Annotated in this window: 19 protein-coding genes; 3 read left to right on the forward strand and 16 right to left on the reverse strand. The window is 44.5% G+C overall.

Features of this window, described 5'->3' with window-relative positions; translation table 11 throughout:
- Nucleotides 1-756: a formate/nitrite transporter family protein gene (locus AB5706_RS12025; RefSeq protein WP_118581426.1), complete on the reverse strand. Its 756-nt coding sequence runs from the start codon at nt 754-756 to the stop codon at nt 1-3.
- An 88-nt stretch (nt 757-844) separates the two neighbouring features.
- Nucleotides 845-1,993 carry a selenide, water dikinase SelD gene (gene selD, locus AB5706_RS12030; RefSeq protein ID WP_226837910.1) on the reverse strand — a complete coding sequence of 383 codons (1,149 nt, stop codon included), beginning with the start codon at nt 1,991-1,993 and terminating at the stop codon, nt 845-847.
- On the opposite strand from selD, the gene AB5706_RS12040 reads away from it, so the two are divergent.
- Nucleotides 1,992-2,201 (forward strand): DUF6783 domain-containing protein, encoded by a 210-nt coding sequence (locus tag AB5706_RS12040; protein WP_373131804.1) that lies wholly within the window; start codon nt 1,992-1,994, stop codon nt 2,199-2,201. The genes selD and AB5706_RS12040 overlap by 2 nt on opposite strands.
- A gap of 28 nt (nt 2,202-2,229) precedes the next feature.
- On the opposite strand, the gene AB5706_RS12045 is transcribed toward AB5706_RS12040, so the two are convergent.
- The 7 genes from AB5706_RS12045 to AB5706_RS12075 form a co-directional block, all read right to left on the reverse strand.
- Nucleotides 2,230-2,424: a DUF6783 domain-containing protein gene (locus AB5706_RS12045; protein WP_368072622.1), complete on the reverse strand. Its 195-nt coding sequence runs from the start codon at nt 2,422-2,424 to the stop codon at nt 2,230-2,232.
- A gap of 27 nt (nt 2,425-2,451) precedes the next feature.
- Nucleotides 2,452-3,537, reverse strand: a complete 1,086-nt coding sequence (gene asd, locus AB5706_RS12050; RefSeq protein ID WP_118581417.1) for an aspartate-semialdehyde dehydrogenase — start codon at nt 3,535-3,537, stop codon at nt 2,452-2,454.
- Nucleotides 3,538-3,760: 223 nt separating this feature from the next.
- A complete protein-coding gene (argH, locus tag AB5706_RS12055) occupies nt 3,761-5,140 on the reverse strand; it encodes an argininosuccinate lyase (RefSeq protein ID WP_118581414.1) in 1,380 nt (459 codons plus the stop codon).
- Between the two features lie 290 nt (nt 5,141-5,430).
- Entirely contained in the window at nt 5,431-6,090 is a 660-nt protein-coding gene (locus tag AB5706_RS12060) for an epoxyqueuosine reductase QueH (RefSeq protein WP_173716235.1), read from the reverse strand.
- Complete coding sequence (locus AB5706_RS12065; RefSeq protein ID WP_173771053.1) at nt 6,059-6,940, reverse strand: phosphatidylserine decarboxylase; 882 nt, start codon at nt 6,938-6,940, stop codon at nt 6,059-6,061. The genes AB5706_RS12060 and AB5706_RS12065 overlap by 32 nt, the downstream gene beginning before the upstream one ends.
- 177 nt (nt 6,941-7,117) lie before the next feature.
- Nucleotides 7,118-7,756 (reverse strand): CDP-alcohol phosphatidyltransferase family protein, encoded by a 639-nt coding sequence (locus AB5706_RS12070; RefSeq protein ID WP_330386377.1) that lies wholly within the window; start codon nt 7,754-7,756, stop codon nt 7,118-7,120.
- Between the two features lie 24 nt (nt 7,757-7,780).
- Nucleotides 7,781-8,815, reverse strand: a complete 1,035-nt coding sequence (locus tag AB5706_RS12075; RefSeq protein WP_179988298.1) for a lysylphosphatidylglycerol synthase transmembrane domain-containing protein — start codon at nt 8,813-8,815, stop codon at nt 7,781-7,783.
- Nucleotides 8,816-8,960: 145 nt separating this feature from the next.
- On the opposite strand from AB5706_RS12075, the gene AB5706_RS12080 reads away from it, so the two are divergent.
- Both AB5706_RS12080 and AB5706_RS12085 read left to right on the forward strand, forming a co-directional pair.
- On the forward strand, nt 8,961-9,728 hold the full coding sequence (locus tag AB5706_RS12080; protein WP_173771054.1) for an ABC transporter ATP-binding protein: 768 nt from the start codon (nt 8,961-8,963) through the stop codon (nt 9,726-9,728).
- Nucleotides 9,721-10,419: an ABC transporter permease gene (locus AB5706_RS12085; RefSeq protein WP_173771055.1), complete on the forward strand. Its 699-nt coding sequence runs from the start codon at nt 9,721-9,723 to the stop codon at nt 10,417-10,419. Before AB5706_RS12080 ends, AB5706_RS12085 begins: the two co-directional genes overlap by 8 nt.
- Nucleotides 10,420-10,526: 107 nt before the next feature.
- On the opposite strand, the gene AB5706_RS12090 is transcribed toward AB5706_RS12085, so the two are convergent.
- From AB5706_RS12090 to AB5706_RS12120, 7 genes are all read right to left on the reverse strand, one after another.
- Nucleotides 10,527-11,024, reverse strand: coding sequence for a GNAT family N-acetyltransferase (locus tag AB5706_RS12090; protein ID WP_173716238.1), 498 nt, complete (start codon nt 11,022-11,024; stop codon nt 10,527-10,529).
- Between the two features lie 14 nt (nt 11,025-11,038).
- On the reverse strand, nt 11,039-11,101 hold the full coding sequence (locus AB5706_RS12095; protein WP_368072623.1) for a DUF6783 domain-containing protein: 63 nt from the start codon (nt 11,099-11,101) through the stop codon (nt 11,039-11,041).
- A 54-nt stretch (nt 11,102-11,155) separates the two neighbouring features.
- On the reverse strand, nt 11,156-12,724 hold the full coding sequence (locus tag AB5706_RS12100; RefSeq protein ID WP_368366113.1) for a recombinase family protein: 1,569 nt from the start codon (nt 12,722-12,724) through the stop codon (nt 11,156-11,158).
- Complete coding sequence (locus AB5706_RS12105; RefSeq protein ID WP_255610631.1) at nt 12,721-12,843, reverse strand: hypothetical protein; 123 nt, start codon at nt 12,841-12,843, stop codon at nt 12,721-12,723. Before AB5706_RS12105 ends, AB5706_RS12100 begins: the two co-directional genes overlap by 4 nt.
- A gap of 169 nt (nt 12,844-13,012) precedes the next feature.
- A complete protein-coding gene (locus AB5706_RS12110) occupies nt 13,013-13,249 on the reverse strand; it encodes a hypothetical protein (RefSeq protein ID WP_118581393.1) in 237 nt (78 codons plus the stop codon).
- Nucleotides 13,250-13,312: 63 nt separating this feature from the next.
- The gene (locus tag AB5706_RS12115) at nt 13,313-14,683 is read right to left on the reverse strand and encodes a DUF4832 domain-containing protein (RefSeq protein ID WP_173771057.1); all 1,371 of its coding nucleotides are present in this window, start codon (nt 14,681-14,683) and stop codon (nt 13,313-13,315) included.
- Nucleotides 14,680-15,351, reverse strand: coding sequence for a DUF4956 domain-containing protein (locus tag AB5706_RS12120; RefSeq protein WP_118581390.1), 672 nt, complete (start codon nt 15,349-15,351; stop codon nt 14,680-14,682). Before AB5706_RS12120 ends, AB5706_RS12115 begins: the two co-directional genes overlap by 4 nt.
- Nucleotides 15,352-15,407 lie beyond the last annotated feature (56 nt).

Consider the following 15,407-nt stretch of genomic DNA (forward strand, 5'->3'; position numbering starts at 1 on the left):
TTATTTATCTGCGCTCATCTTTCTTAATGGCCATGCCAGTAAAAGAGCACCTCCCACCATATTTCCAATGGTTACGATCAGCATACTCTTCAGCATGAGACCAACGGAAAGGCCATCTACCAGACCAAGGCTTACTACAAAAATTCCCATGTTTGCAATGCAGTGCTCAAATCCGCTGAAAACGAATGCAGAGATACACATTACGATCATAAGGAATTTACCGGTTTCACTTTTCAGCTTAATTCCGCAGAGTACACCAAGACATACGAAGAAGTTACACAAAATTGCACGCATGAACATCTGTCCCATAGGGATCGTCAGCTTGTTGTTAATAAAGCCTGCGAAATAATCTGCTGAGCCGGATGCACCTGCTCCTACAAAAAGAAGTGCCATAATTGCACATCCAACGAAATTGCCAAGGTAGCTTACCAGCCATACCTTGCCTGCATCCCCCCAGGATACACTCTTGTCGAAGGCGCCGAATGCCATTACCATGTTATTACCGGTAAACAGCTCGCCGCCAACCAGGCTGATCAGAAGAACAGCAATGGAGAACACTACAGCTCCAAGAAACTTGCCCCAGGCAGGATCTGATCCTGAAAATACACTTCCTATAACATTGCTGTAAATAACTGCCACATCAATAAAGAAACCAGCCATTACAGCCCGAAGAAAGTACTTCAGGAAATTGCCGTTCAGCAGCCCGATTTTGTTTTTGGCTGCGTTTGAAAGTTTTTGCACATCTTCATAGTTCATAAAAAACACCTCCGTATTGTTTTTTACAATTATAACACTTTGATGTATTTTTCACAATAGAAGTTGATAATTTTTTATCAATTAGGAACTATTTCACAAAAACAAGATGTTTCTTTTGTAAATTAATTACCCGTCCAATCACAGCACAGGGAAGCGACAGAGAAGACAGTCGACTAATTGCCTTGCCCGCATCCTGAGAATCTATACTCAGGAGAAGCCCTCCGGAAGTCTGCGGGTCAAATACTATATCCTCACGGGCAGCAAGCTCTGCTTCATTTATGATGGTTTCACTTCTGCCTGTTTCATTTTCCACAGCTTCACACCTGGTCTTTTCCAGCCAGAAATTCTCACTGCTTTCCCCACTGTGATTCTTCCATGAAAACTCGCACTCTCCCCCTGCAAATTCCCGATTGCGGTATGCACCTACAGGAATAAATCCCATAGAAGCATAGTCAAGTGCTCCTTTCATAATCGGCAGGGAACCAAGAGAAATACAAAGGGTCTTCCCACTTCCCTTCGCCATTTCCAGGGCATGTCCGGCAAGACCAAAACCTGTTACATCCGTGCAGGCATGAATCTGCAGATCTGCCACTTTATCTCTGGCATACCTGTTCAAAGTCGCCATCACAGAAGCTGCATAGGCAGTCTCTTCCTCAGATGCCATCTCTCCTTTCACTGCAGTAGAAAGAATTCCGGTTCCAAGAGGCTTGGTAAGGATCAGAACATCTCCGGTCTCTGCTCCAATATTTTTCCACATTGAGGCAGGATTTACAAATCCGGTAACGCACAAGCCATATTTCGGCTCATCGTCCTGAATCGTGTGTCCTCCCGCAAGAGAAGCACCAGCCTCCATTACCTTGTCTGCACCTCCCCGCAGAATCTCGCCCAGAATCTCCGGATCAAGACAATTAGGAAAGGCTGCAATATTCAATGCCAGCTTAGGCTCTCCACCCATAGCATACACATCACTTAACGCATTTGCCGCTGCGATCTGTCCGAAAGTATAAGGATCGTCCACGATCGGTGTAAAAAAATCCACGGTCTGGATCATGGCCAGATCATCAGATATACGATATACAGCAGCATCGTCGGAAGATTCCGTTCCGACCAGTAAATTCGAATCATAAAACTTCGGCAGCTTACCCAGAACCTGGGCAAGGGTCCCCGGACCTACTTTCGCCGCTCAGCCAGATGTATGAGAATACTGGGTAAGGCGGATTCGCTCTCTGTCGCTCATGGACTCACCTCCTGTCAGTTCTAGAGCGTGTTTGAAAAAGGCTTTCTGCAAGATGTGCGTCACAATTTGTGGGAAATTTTGCCCGGATGAGGGCGCCGTAGCGGGCTACGGCAATCGAATTCGGGTGAAATCTCCCGCAAAGTGGGGCGTGCATATTGCGGGAATGATTTTTCAAACAGGCTCTAACGTGCTATCTATTTTAACATGAATCTCCCCTATCGTAAACGGTCAGTTTTTTATTTTAGTTGTTTATCTGCTACTATTCTTGAAAAAGGTGCAAGATGTACGTCACAATTTGCGGTAGATTTCACTCGAATTCGTCTGCCGTAACGGGCTACGGCAGACGAATTCGAGTGAAATCTACCACAAAGTGGGGCGTGCTGATTGCCGGCAATCCCAAAAAGGGAGAATGCCACCACATCCGGCAGCATTCTCCCTGCATTTATTCACTCTTCAATTTATTTCGCCTGGATATATCCCTGCGCCTTCAATGTCTCTGCGCAAAGAACAGCACCACCTGCAGCACCTCTTACAGTGTTGTGGGAAAGTCCAATGAACTTCCAATCGTAAACAGTATCCTCGCGAAGTCTTCCGATTGATACGCCCATTCCGTTCTCGAAGTTCACATCCTCTGTAACCTGTGGACGATTATCCTCCTCAAGATACTGAATGAACTGCTTCGGTGCGCTTGGAAGATTCAGTTCCTGAGGAACTCCCTTGAACTCTACAAGTGCTTTTACAAGCTGCTCTTTCGTAGGTTTCTTTCTGAATTTTACAAATGCAGCTGCAGTGTGTCCATTCAGAATCGGCACACGAACGCACTGACATGTGATAACAGGCTCTTTCGCCGGAACAATCACGCCGTCCTCAACTTTACCCCAGATACGAAGTGGCTCTTTCTCGCTCTTTTCTTCCTCGCCACCAATATATGGAATGATGTTATGCTCCATTTCCGGCCAGTCCTTAAATGTTTTTCCAGCTCCGGAAATTGCCTGATATGTAGTAGCAACTACTTCATATGGCTCAAATTCTTTCCATGCAGTAAGTGCAGGTGCATAGCTCTGAATAGAACAGTTTGGCTTAACAGCGATGAAACCTCTCTTTGTTCCCAGACGCTCTTTCTGATGTTTGATAACTTCGAAATGCTCTGGATTGATTTCCGGAATTACCATCGGCACATCAGGTGTCCATCTGTGAGCGCTGTTGTTGGAAACAACTGGTGTCTCAGTCTTGGCATATGCTTCCTCGATGGCTTTAATCTCGTCCTTGGACATATCTACAGCAGAGAATACAAAGTCAACAGTTGACGCAACCTTCTCTACCTCATTTACATTCATAACAACAAGCTTTTTCACTGCTTCCGGCATTGGAGTATCCATTTTCCATCTGCCTCCTACAGCGTCCTCGTAAGTCTTTCCAGCACTTCTCGGGCTTGCTGCAACAGTTACAACTTCAAACCATGGATGATTCTCTAACAGGGAAATAAATCTCTGACCCACCATTCCGGTAGCACCTAAAATACCAACTCTAAGCTTTTCACTCATAATATTCTCTCCTCATTCTTTCCTCTGCGTACATGTGTATTTCTATGACATACTATACCATGTTCTGAGAAAATGCAAGTACTTTCTTAAATTTTATCATATTAAAGCAATAAATTTATCTGATTTACCAAAAAAATCCTGTAAAACAAGATTCTTTCGTTACTTTCCACCGAACTGCCCAGAGCATGTTTGAAAAAGGCTTTCTGCAGGATGTGTCCTCTTTTCAGTTCGCTTCCAGATACTTTTTATTTCCTGCAATTACCTGCTCCATCACATCCGGACCGGGAGCTCCAAGAGTCATACGTTTCTCCACACAGGTCTTCATGCTGATAGCCTCATAAATATCCTGTTCAAACACAGGACTGATTTCTTTATACTCTTCAAGGGACAGTTCATCCAGGGAAATTCCCTTTTCAATACATTTCAGAACCAACTGCCCAACGATTCCATGCGCATCACGGAAAGGCACGCCATGATTTACCAGGTAATCTGCCGCATCAGTAGCATTGGTAAAGCCATTCTTTGCGCTTGCTTCCATGTTCGCCTTGTTAAACTGCATGGTGGATATCATGCCGGTAAAAAGAGCCAGACAACCTTTCACAGTATCAATAGCATCAAATGTAAGTTCCTTATCCTCCTGCATATCCTTATTGTATGCCAGCGGAATTCCCTTCATGGTAGTAAGAATTGATGTCAGTGCTCCATAAACACGTCCTGTTTTTCCTCTTACCAGCTCAGCAATATCCGGGTTCTTCTTCTGAGGCATAATACTGCTTCCGGTACTGTATGCATCATCGATTTCCACAAAACGGTACTCATTGGAATTCCAGAGAATAATCTCCTCGGAAAAACGGCTGAGATGCATCATAACCGTAGAAAGTGCGGACAACAGTTCAATCACATAATCTCTGTCAGATACAGAGTCCATGCTGTTTCTGGTTGGCTCATCAAAGTCCAGAAGCTGTGCGGTGTATTCTCTGTCCAGCGGATAGGTAGTTCCTGCAAGAGCTCCCGCGCCAAGAGGACAGGTGTTCATTCTCTTGCGGATATCAAACAGACGTCCTCTGTCACGGCGGAACATTTCAAAATATGCTCCCACATGATGCGCCAGCGTAACTGGCTGGGCTTTCTGGAGATGGGTAAAGCCGGGCATATACGTATGCACATTCTCTTCCATGATCTTCTGAAGAGCCTCAAGCAGTGATTTTACTTCCTGGTCAATCTCATCGATCTCATCACGCACATAAAGCTTCATGTCCAGTGCAACCTGGTCATTACGGCTTCTTCCCGTGTGAAGCTTCTTACCCGGATCACCAATACGGTCGATCAGGTTTGCCTCTACAAAACTGTGGATATCCTCATATTCTGATGTGATTGCAAGTCTGCCTGCTTTCACATCTGCCAGGATTCCCTCCAGTCCTTCTAATATCTGATCTCTCTCTTTCTCTGTCAGAATCCCCTGTTTTGCAAGCATCTTTACATGTGCCTTGCTGCCACGGATGTCCTGTTCATAAAATTTCTGGTCAAATGAAATGGATGCATTAAAATTATAAACCAGTTTATCGGTTTCCTTAGTGAAGCGTCCGCCCCAAAGCTGTGCCATAATATTTTCCCTCATTTCCTGCAAAGTTCCACGAATTTTTCAATATTTTTATTCCAAAAGCAAGATGCTTAAGAATTTTACAGAAATACACTTTGAAGTATTATAGGAACCTTACAAATTCTTTCTAACTTTACTACAATCAAGTGCTAGTTTATCACACTTTCTGCTAATTGCAAAGAGTCTTTCATTATGATTTTCGCTATACATTACTGCATCAAACCGTTTTGCAATGCACAAAATTCATGCAAGTGCATGACTCTGCACTATTGTTTGCAAAATATCAGATGGTTTCACTGACAGTCCATGCAGCTCTGTTGTTTCTGCTTTTCCCGCTCCATGCTCTCCCGCTTAGAAAACACACACCCGCAATAATTCTGCCGATACAGCCCATATTCATGGGAAAGTTCTATAGACCGCTTATATCCGTTCTTTTTCTTGAAATCAGACGGAAGATGCTCCACTTTATAGATTTGTGCAAGTTCCTGGCCTATCTCATTGATCTTTCCTGCATTTTTTAAAGGACTGATGGAAAGTGTGGTGGTAAAATAATCATATCCGCCCTCCTGAGCCAGCTTTGCTGCTGCCTCCATTCGAAGCCGATAACATTTGAAACACCGTTCTCCTCCCTCCGGTACATCCTCCAGCCCTTTTGCCATGGCATAAAAATCCTCTGGTCTATACGCGCCTTCCACCAGATCGACTGGATGAAGAAACTCCATCTCGCTGATCAGCCTGCGGATTTCTGCCACCCGCTTCTCATATTCCTCCTTGGGAGAAATATTGGGATTATAAAAAAATACTGTAACAGAAAAAAACCTGGAAAGATATTCCAGGACATAACTGCTGCAGGGCGCACAGCATGCATGAAGAAAAAGTCTGGGAACCTTTCCTTCTTTCTCATGCTGTTCGATTAATTTTTCAAGCTCTTTTTGGTAATTTACATTTGCCAATTCTCTCACCCATTCTTACAATCGTTTCATATCCATTCTCAGAATTCTCAATCAGGTCAGAATCCATTCTTACCTTTCCATGCTGAAGAAGCAGGACAATGGTAGAACCTCCGAATTCAAAATAACCTTTTTCTTCACCCTTTTTCACTTCGCAGGCACCAGGTTTCAGATTGGTAATTTTCCCCACCATCATAGCTCCGACTTCCATCATAGCAATGGTTCCAAACTGCTCTGTTTTTAACAGGCAATACTCTCTGGTATTCTCATGATAAATCTGGCATACGTCATTAGCAGCAGGATTTACCGTATGAAAAACACCGGGGATCTTTACATCCGGAGATTTCTCTCCGTCTGCCACATAGCAGTAATGGTGATAATCATCGACTGTCAGCCTGAGGATCACTGCATAACCGCCAAGATACCGCTCTGCCAGCTTTTTATTCCTCAGCAGGCGTTCCAGAGTATACAGAGTATCTTTTATATAAAACCTGGAATCACTGCCAATACGGCTTACTGTAACCTTTCCGTCACAAGGACTGACCAGTACGCTGTCATCCGCTGCCACAGGCCGCTGCCCCTCTTTAAGCCTGCGGGTAAAAAAGTCGTTATAGGAAGCAAACGCCTGTCTGGTGCAGCCGGAAAGATCAATGTGATTGCGCTCCACAAATCCAGAAATCATCCTCGCAGAAAGCCTGGTATTCAAAAACCAGCCGCCCAGTCTGGTAACAAAAGGCTGTATTATGATCTTCAGGCAAAGACGTCCGCCCCAGTCATTATACAGATGGCGCAAAAATTTATCCTGTCTGTTCTCCTCTATTGTGATGTTGCCTTTTCTGTCTATATATTTCATAATACCTCCCCTGCATTTGCTATAAAAGTTCCCGATGGCATCCACAAATGAGCCATGCCTGCATAAGCGAATTCATGGATATCGTCTGGCGACAGCCCGGATTACGAATGCAGCCGGCAGCTGCAGGAGCGCAACAGGCGCCAGACAGCTGACTTTCATATATGGTGAATATCCGTTTTATAACAGATGAAACATCATGGAAAGCGCCAGTGCCACAAGGGCAACCAGAAGGATCACCATTGGATTCTGAGGTTTTTTCACCTTAAAATCACTGATAAACAGCACTCCGACTACTACCACTGCCACATGGATCACCAGAAGGAAATTTTTCCCGCATCCTCTTCTCAGCAGATAAAGGAACGGAAGGATGATCGCCATCGAAGTGATTGGCAGACCCTGGTAATAGTGACGAAGCTCGGAGGTCTCGTTCTGTCTCTTCTCTTCCATTACGTTAAAGTAACCCAGACGGATTACAGAAGCTACACAATACAGGCAGAGAATGATCACTCCTGGGATATGGTTCATTCCCAGACAATAACAGATCATTGCCGGAAACACACCAAAACATACCACATCACACAGGGAATCGATCTGAATTCCAAATTTCTTCTCATCCTCTGTACGGTTCTTCTTTGTACGGGCGATTTTCCCGTCAAACATATCACAAAGTCCGGACAGTGCCAGACACAAAATTGCAACTTTGAAGTCTCCCTCCAGTGCTCTTGTCATTCCAAATACGGAAACAGCGAGACTGATGTATGTAAGCACCACCGTATAATCATAAAATCCAAGCATATCCTGTTTCTCCTTTTTCAAACGTTCTTCCTTCATTGCAGTTAATTACATCCTTTGTATCTCTTCGTTTTTCCTTCCAATGGTAAGATGTGCCACACAGGTCATAAGTGCACTGATCAGCATCTGTCCGTAATAGGAAATTCCACGGCTGAGCAGCATAGATGGCAGCAAAAGCGGTCCAAATACGGGCACAAACATCACCATATATAAAGTCTCGCTGATTCCCATGCCTCCCGGAAGAGGAAGCATATCCACAGATACGGAAATCACCGCCTGTAAAATAGTAACGGTCAGGATTCCATACTCATGGAGTCCCAAAGCGCGGTACACCCAGTAAGTGACCGTAAACAGAATACACCTCTGCACAAATGTAATGATAAATACATTCAGTATGATCCGCTTATGGCTGGCCCAGAAGGCTGCCGTTGCGTGATACTGGTCCATGGAAGCCTCCAGCTTCTCAAGCCTTGCTTTTTTTGGCTTCAGAATCCGGACATGCTCAATGATCTTCAGACCTTTTACCATGATCCATTTCGCAAGGCCTGGGGCAAACACCAATATCATCATAAAGGTAACACAGAACACGTTCAGACCCACGCCTAGATAAAACACCCACATATAGTCCCCAAGATAGCCTCTCAGGAAATCACCGCCCAGAAAACAGATCAGAACACCGATCACTACAAGAACTGCCTTGTAGGTGATGGTAACGATCATCAAAACCAGAGTGGTTACCGGAATAGGCAGTTTATCTTTTTTCATGTAAAAGATCTGCATGGGCTGTCCGCCTGATGCAGACGGAGTAATACAGCTGAAAAAAAATCCAACAAAGGAATACAGTGCACAATGAGTCATTTTCACACTGGCTCCAAGTGTTTTCATCATATAAAAAATGATAACCGATTCGCCAAGAATAAAAAATACCACGCACACAAGACTCAGAAGCAGATATCTTCCATCAGCTTCCCTGGCAGTACGGATAATATCCCCGATGTCCTTGCCGCGAAAAACCAGGTACACGGTAAGACCGAAAACGATCACCAGAAATAACAGGTTGAAAACCGTTTGCTTTTTACTCATAATATTATTTTCTTTCTAAAAAAATTGTCGGTACAGAAACCGCGAACTCCTCTTCGCTACACTCTGCACATAGATAAATCACTTCATTATAACACACCCCACCCCAAAAGCATATCATAAATTATACGAAAATGGAGGTTTGATTATGAATCCGCTTCTGGAAGTAAAGGATGTGTGCCTTTCTTACCATAGCTTATCCGGGGAAACGGCTGCCCTTTCTCATATATCTTTTCATCTTATGCCAGAAGAGTTTCTGGCTGTCGTGGGGCCTTCCGGTTGTGGAAAGTCCACTTTGCTGAATCTGATCTGCGGGCTTTTACATGCGGAAAGCGGAACCATTCTTATGAATGGAAAGCCACTGAACAAGGACAGCGCCCGTATTGGCTATATGCTTCAAAAAGACCACCTTCTGGAATGGCGCAGCATCTACCGCAATGTTCTCCTTGGACTGGAAATACAAGGCGAACTCACAAAAGACAATCTTTCCTATGTAGATGAACTATTAAAGCTTTATGAGCTGGACAAATTCCGTGACAGTCGTCCAAGCCAGCTCTCCGGCGGCATGCGACAGCGGGCGGCACTGATCCGCACCCTTGCATTAAAACCGGATCTTCTGCTTCTCGACGAACCATTCTCCGCACTTGATTACCAGACACGGCTGAACGTAAGTGATGACATTGGAAAAATCCTGAAAAAACAACGAAAGCCGGCTATTCTTGTCACTCATGATATTTCCGAAGCCATCAGCATGGCAGACCGGGTACTGATTCTTTCAAAGCGTCCTGCCACTGTAATAAAGATTGTTCCCATTGATCTGGATATGAAAGACCGCACGCCCCTTTCTTCGAGAAATGCCCCGGCTTTCAAATCCTACTTTAATCTGATCTGGAAGGAGTTGAATCAGAATGCATGAACCTTCCCCCACTCAAAAAGCATATCTTGCCCGTCAGAAAAGGGACCGTCGCCTTGTTGTAAGCGCAAGGCTTCTGGTCTTTCTTATTTTTCTGGCACAATGGGAAATCCTGGCAAGGGCTGGCTGGATCGACTCTTTCATCTTCAGCAGCCCCTCCATGATCTTCAAAACCTTTATGGAGATGGCCCAAAACCACTCGCTGTTCATCCACATTGGCGCCACCCTGAAAGAAACTCTTCTTAGTTTCCTCTTCGTAGTAGTCCTGGGTCTTGGCATTTCCATTCTGCTGTGGGGATGCCCCAGACTTGCAAAAGTACTGGAGCCTTATCTGGTAGTGCTGAACAGCCTTCCTAAGTCTGCCCTGGCCCCCCTTCTCATTGTATGGCTGGGTGCCCGTCAGCGGACCATCATTGTTGCAGGTATGTCTGTGGCAATTTTTGGATCGATTCTGAACCTGTATACAGGCTTCGGGGAGATCAGCCAGGAAAAGCTGAAGCTGATCCGCACACTTGGAGGCGGTAAAAAAGAAGAACTTTTAAAAATTGTTTTGCCCTCCTCCGTGCCCCTTATTCTTGCAAATATGAAAGTAAATATCGGTCTTTGCCTGGTAGGGGTGATCATAGGCGAATTCATCGGTGCAAGACAGGGGCTTGGCTACCTGATCATATATGGAAGTCAGACATTCCAGTGAGTACGCATTCTGACAGTTTCCCCAAAATGCTGTCCTCTTCTCTTTCCAATTTTCTATAACGAAGTGCAGTCCCGTATTTCTTCAAAAAAGAAATTTAATTTTATTTTTCAAAGCCACTCTTTCCGACAGTCAAAGGCAATCCTCTCCGCCCCTCTTTCCAGATGGATCACACCGCATTCCCTGAAACCAAATTTCTTCAAAGCGCCCTGCATGGGCTTGTTATCCTCATGGGTATCAATGCGCACATATCCGCTTCTCTCCAATCCATAAGAAAAAGCAGCCCTGGTCACACCCTTTGTTACTCCATTGGAAGCGACTCTGTGAATCACGCCGTAGGGCTCCCTGTCGCTGTGCCATTCACCATTTTCGATCACACGGTAAGTAGGATCCTCTCCTGTAAAAAATACAAATGTTCCCACAATTCCCCCATTTTCCACGCATACATAGGAAATTCCTGTTTTTATATCATTTTCTACCGTTGAAACTTCCGGGTAGCGGTCCTCCCACTGGTTTGGATTACCGTTGTTTTTCATAAATTCCCGGGCAATTTTATATAAGTTCAGTATCTGTGGCAGATCCTGAAGTGTAGATTTTCTGATATTCATAATACTGTTCCTTTCTACCTGTTCGGACAAAATATACCGCACAGCAAGGCGTGCAGATTGCGAGAATGATTTTTCAAACAGGCTCTAAGTAATGTCTGTAACTGCAGACATGACGGGCAGTTACGATTTTTTCAGTATAGCATATCAAAGGTCTCTGCCGCAATAATGCATTTTCCCTGTTTCTTTACCACTTTCAGATGATCCGGATAAATCAGGATTTTCTCCACCATTTTTAACTCACATAATACGTGGGCCTTTAGAATCACATGATGTTCTTTTAAAAACTGCTCTGTCTCCCGAAGCCTTTTTTCCACTTCTTCCTGTTCCTCTGCCAGAAAATCCCTGTTCTTCTGCCTGCACGTTCTGCTGCCGGTGTTGTTCTTTAATTTATTTTGCAGTTCCCTTTCCTTGATCTGGTAAAGAGATTCTTCCACCAGGCCTTCCAGATATTTGTCCAGCAAAAGCTGTTGCTGGTATTTAATCTTTTTTTCCAGCTGTTCGTACTTTTCCAAATTCTTCTTTTGGTTTTCTTCCAGACTTTCCTTCAAAAGCTGCATGAAAGAATCCGTAATCTCCCTTTCCTGATCTGGCAGGATTTCTTTTCCTCCGGACCTTTCCAGAAGAAGAAACAACTTTTCCTCTTCCAGATGGATATTGGCACAGCCGCCTGGCTTTTCCTCCTTTTTTCTCCCCTGTTCCAGATAAATTTTGCATTTCCATTTATGGATTTTATAGTTTTTTCTCTTTCTTGTTGTCCGGTAAAAAGGGGCCCCGCACAAACCACAGACCAATTTTCCGCTAAACACATGCTTTCCCGGATTTACTCCAAAGCACCTGGCCGTTCTCTCCTGGTTTCCGACAGGTTTCTTTCTTTTGTCGATTTCTTCATTGGCAGCCTTCCACAGTTCTTCTGACACAATTGCCGGAATCCGGTTTTCATAAATATAAAACTGTTCCTGTGGATTTTTTACCACCTGCCTGGTATCAAAATCATAATGTTTCCGGTTCATGACCACAGTACCTTTATTGACAGGATTTCGGATCATGCGGCGGATATCAGAATCGGTAAAAAAGCTTCCATTTCGTTTCTGCACACCATCCTCCCGCAGGATCCGGGCGATACATCTGCTGCCAAGACCTCCTGCACAAAGCTCATACATTTTTCTTTTCACCTGTGCCTCTTCCTCTATGATCGCCAGGCTTTTATCTGGCAGCTTCCGGTAGCCATAAGTATTGGAAGTAAGCATCAGGGCACTTCCAGTCTTTTGCCGGTTCCGGTGGGCGTTATTGATCTTACGGCTTAATTCCCGGCTGTATTCCTCTGCCAGAATTGCCTTGATTCCAGTGATCAGACTGTCATCGGCACTGTAAAAACGGTTTTCCAGATAGAGATACAGTCGTTTGCCACAAGTCACAAGCCGATCCACAAAAACATACCAATCCTTTGTGTTTCGCATCAGTCTGTCCTGGGATTTTATCACTACAATCTCAAATTTATCTCTAAGAAGGTCAGAAAAAAGCCGCTGGTACTGTTCCCGTCCCCGGGTGCTGGTACCGGACCTGCTTTCTATATATTCATCCTCTAAGGACCAGTTCAGGCGGCAGACGCATTCTCTTGCCTCCGCCGCCTGTCTTATAAGCGCATCCTTCTGGCACTCCTCTTCTGTACTGCACCGGCAGTAGATCACTGCCCTGGTCATAAAGTGCCACCGTATTTTTCTATTTTTTCCTTCAAAACCAACAATTCAGCTGAGGTAATCCATTTTTCCTCTGCAAGAATATCTGCGATTTTCTTTAATAATTCCTTTTTCTCTGACAATTTTAAATTTTCCTGATTTTTCCGGTTGGTAACAGACCGTGAAAAAACGGATGTGCACTGCTCTTCTTGCTCCCAATTTAAGGATTCCGCCAGACTCATACTATCAACTCCGGTTTTCATGCCTTATGGTATAATATGCAGTTCTTCCTGTCTCTGCCGTAATTTTTTTCTATCTTCCAGGCGGATTGTCCAGCATATGCCACTCCCACTCCGGATCAATAACGGCATCCGCACTTTCCATAACTGCACAATCCTTATCACAGCCATCCACTGCACAGGAACAGGCCATACCCGCTTTCTCAAAATGCCCTGGCACACCTTCATAACGCACGCACCATAATCCACGGTAGTGCATCCGTTTACACAGGCCATATTCATACTCGTATTTCACTATTTTTTCTGACATTTCTCTACCTCTTCCAACTTTTTATTACCGGTTCTTCCGAAAACAAAGGGACCGAAAGCCACTCTATTTTTCCTTCTGCCATAGTATATTTCTGCCATTCTGGTAAGCACATTCCATTGCCAGCCTTACGCCAGGCTTTTCTGTCATGGGATCTTCAATTCCCACAGACAGAGCATATCCCTCCTTCAAAAGTGCCGGAATATCCCGGGTTTCAAATACAGTCCGAGTAATAAGCTGTGTATCTGGTAAAACAGAAGAAAGAAGCATATTGATTTCAGTCTTCTCCACTGTATTTCCAGAGGGATCCTCCAGATACAGATATACTGGCCAGTTTTTGTAAAACGGAGCAACGCCGTCATTATTCCAGGTCAGGCACAGGCAATTTTCCTGCCCCTCCCTTTTCCAGGCAGCTTCTGAGATCCACAGGCGGTACCCCATATTCAAAAGCACTTTGTCATAGCCATCTTTATACTGACTGTCTGCATATTTCGGACCTAAAAATGTAGTGTGAGACTTCCGGACCAATTCTACAGTCTGTTCCAGATCTGTCACCAGCATCTGTTCCATGGAAACAGAGCTGGTAAATTCACCGCCCGATGGAGCTGTCTTCCAGAAGTCTGGCATACTGCCAAGCGCATCTTTCTCCTCTGCCTGTCCATAATCTCCACCTTCCTGAATCCAGGTCAACCATTCTTCTGTGGACTCTTTATGCCCGGTCATATCATTATAAAGCCCCATTCCATAAGCTTCTGCAATATGAAAAGGTCTTCTCATAAGCATGTTTACGCCGGGAAAAGCTTCCAGCCAGGGCATAATATACTGGTTTCTTACAGCTTCCTCAGGGATTCTCGTAATCCCCTCGCTGTAATTTACATGCCACTCTCCCCAATGTCCAAGACTTCCCAGCTCAATATAACTGATCAGCCCGTCTTTTCCAAAATGCTCTCCAAGGGCTTTGATTGCCTTCTCATGCTCTTCTATAAAAACCTTATTGTTGTAATCCGGTGAATATCCTTTTCCATATTCACCGTCATACCAGGTTCCGTCTTCCCCCGTCTTCTCATACAGCCACCGGGGGATATCCATATGTTTCTCATCACCTGGAATGTCACAGACAAAACGAAGGATCAGATGCTTTCCTTCTTTTTTCCACCTGTTTATCTGGTTTTCCTCTTCTATGGAATCCCAGGCATACACCCCTTCTTCCGGCTCTAATTCTGCCCAGGTAATGTCCATATACAAAAGCGAAATATCCTCTGACACATTCTCATACCAGGCACTTGGTGCATATCCCATAAGCGGATTTCCAAAAATCTCCTGGGATTTCTGAAACTGCTTTTTGTTTCCATTTCCGGAAGACCACCATTGATAACCTGCGCCAGCTGCCAGAATGACTATCAGAATCAGCAACATTGCTGCCAGAATCTTTTTCATCCGTGATATTCCCCATTATACTGAATCAGAGTGACATCTTCTACATCTTCAATGCTGCGGATTTTTTCCATAAAATCCATGTCATTTTGTCGGCAGTACAATTCCACTGCCATCTCTGTTTTTTCTTTGCGCATGGTCTTGGATTTGACAAAATACTTTCTTTTTCCAAAGCAGCGGATTACCTCATCCCCTGCCTGGTCTCCTGTATAGTGGATCACTGCAATATAGATTTTTCCTCTCTGCTGTTTGTGATAAAACAATACAATCATCAGGATCATAATCGCAGCCGCCAGAAGCGCCAGGACATACATTCCCGCTCCAGCCGTAATTCCTGTGGTGATTGCCCAAAACAAATACAAAAGATCCATAGGATCCTTAATTGCTGTACGAAAACGGACAATGGACAACGCTCCTACCATACCAAGTGAAATTACCACATTGGTACTGATAGCCAAGGTTACCATACAGGTAAGCACTGTCATTCCAACCAGAGTAACAGCAAATGTTCTTGAAAAAACAACTCCTGCGTAAAACTTCCGGTATACCAGATAGATCAGCGCCCCTAACAGCAGAGCCGCCGCAAGAGCTGTGAGAATCCCCGGAACATCATAATTGGTAAACGCTCCGGATTCCAGAACTGATTTTTTGATCATGTCCTTTACACTCATAAAAAATTCCTCCACTTATCTCTTTGTGCTTTTTTGTAATTATTCAGAAGGCAGTA

Source organism: Ruminococcus sp. RTP21484sp1_RTP21277st1_D2_RTP21277_210401 (assembly GCF_040924225.1).
Lineage (GTDB): Bacteria > Bacillota > Clostridia > Lachnospirales > Lachnospiraceae > Blautia_A > Blautia_A faecis.

Bases quoted from the DNA above. Each gene is read 5' to 3' on its own strand.
- AB5706_RS12110 (WP_118581393.1), bottom strand. From the start codon at position 13,249: ATGTCAGAAAAAATAGTGAAATACGAGTATGAATATGGCCTGTGTAAA.
- AB5706_RS12120 (WP_118581390.1), bottom strand. From the start codon at position 15,351: ATGAGTGTAAAGGACATGATCAAAAAATCAGTTCTGGAATCCGGAGCG.
- AB5706_RS12025 (WP_118581426.1), bottom strand. From the start codon at position 756: ATGAACTATGAAGATGTGCAAAAACTTTCAAACGCAGCCAAAAACAAA.
- AB5706_RS12065 (WP_173771053.1), bottom strand. From the start codon at position 6,940: ATGAAATATATAGACAGAAAAGGCAACATCACAATAGAGGAGAACAGA.
- AB5706_RS12075 (WP_179988298.1), bottom strand. From the start codon at position 8,815: ATGAGTAAAAAGCAAACGGTTTTCAACCTGTTATTTCTGGTGATCGTT.
- AB5706_RS12090 (WP_173716238.1), bottom strand. From the start codon at position 11,024: ATGAATATCAGAAAATCTACACTTCAGGATCTGCCACAGATACTGAAC.
- argH (WP_118581414.1), bottom strand. From the start codon at position 5,140: ATGGCACAGCTTTGGGGCGGACGCTTCACTAAGGAAACCGATAAACTG.
- AB5706_RS12045 (WP_368072622.1), bottom strand. From the start codon at position 2,424: ATGCTGCCGGATGTGGTGGCATTCTCCCTTTTTGGGATTGCCGGCAAT.
- AB5706_RS12115 (WP_173771057.1), bottom strand. From the start codon at position 14,683: ATGAAAAAGATTCTGGCAGCAATGTTGCTGATTCTGATAGTCATTCTG.
- AB5706_RS12100 (WP_368366113.1), bottom strand. From the start codon at position 12,724: ATGACCAGGGCAGTGATCTACTGCCGGTGCAGTACAGAAGAGGAGTGC.
- asd (WP_118581417.1), bottom strand. From the start codon at position 3,537: ATGAGTGAAAAGCTTAGAGTTGGTATTTTAGGTGCTACCGGAATGGTG.
- AB5706_RS12040 (WP_373131804.1), top strand. From the start codon at position 1,992: ATGGACTCACCTCCTGTCAGTTCTAGAGCGTGTTTGAAAAAGGCTTTC.
- AB5706_RS12085 (WP_173771055.1), top strand. From the start codon at position 9,721: ATGCATGAACCTTCCCCCACTCAAAAAGCATATCTTGCCCGTCAGAAA.
- AB5706_RS12080 (WP_173771054.1), top strand. From the start codon at position 8,961: ATGAATCCGCTTCTGGAAGTAAAGGATGTGTGCCTTTCTTACCATAGC.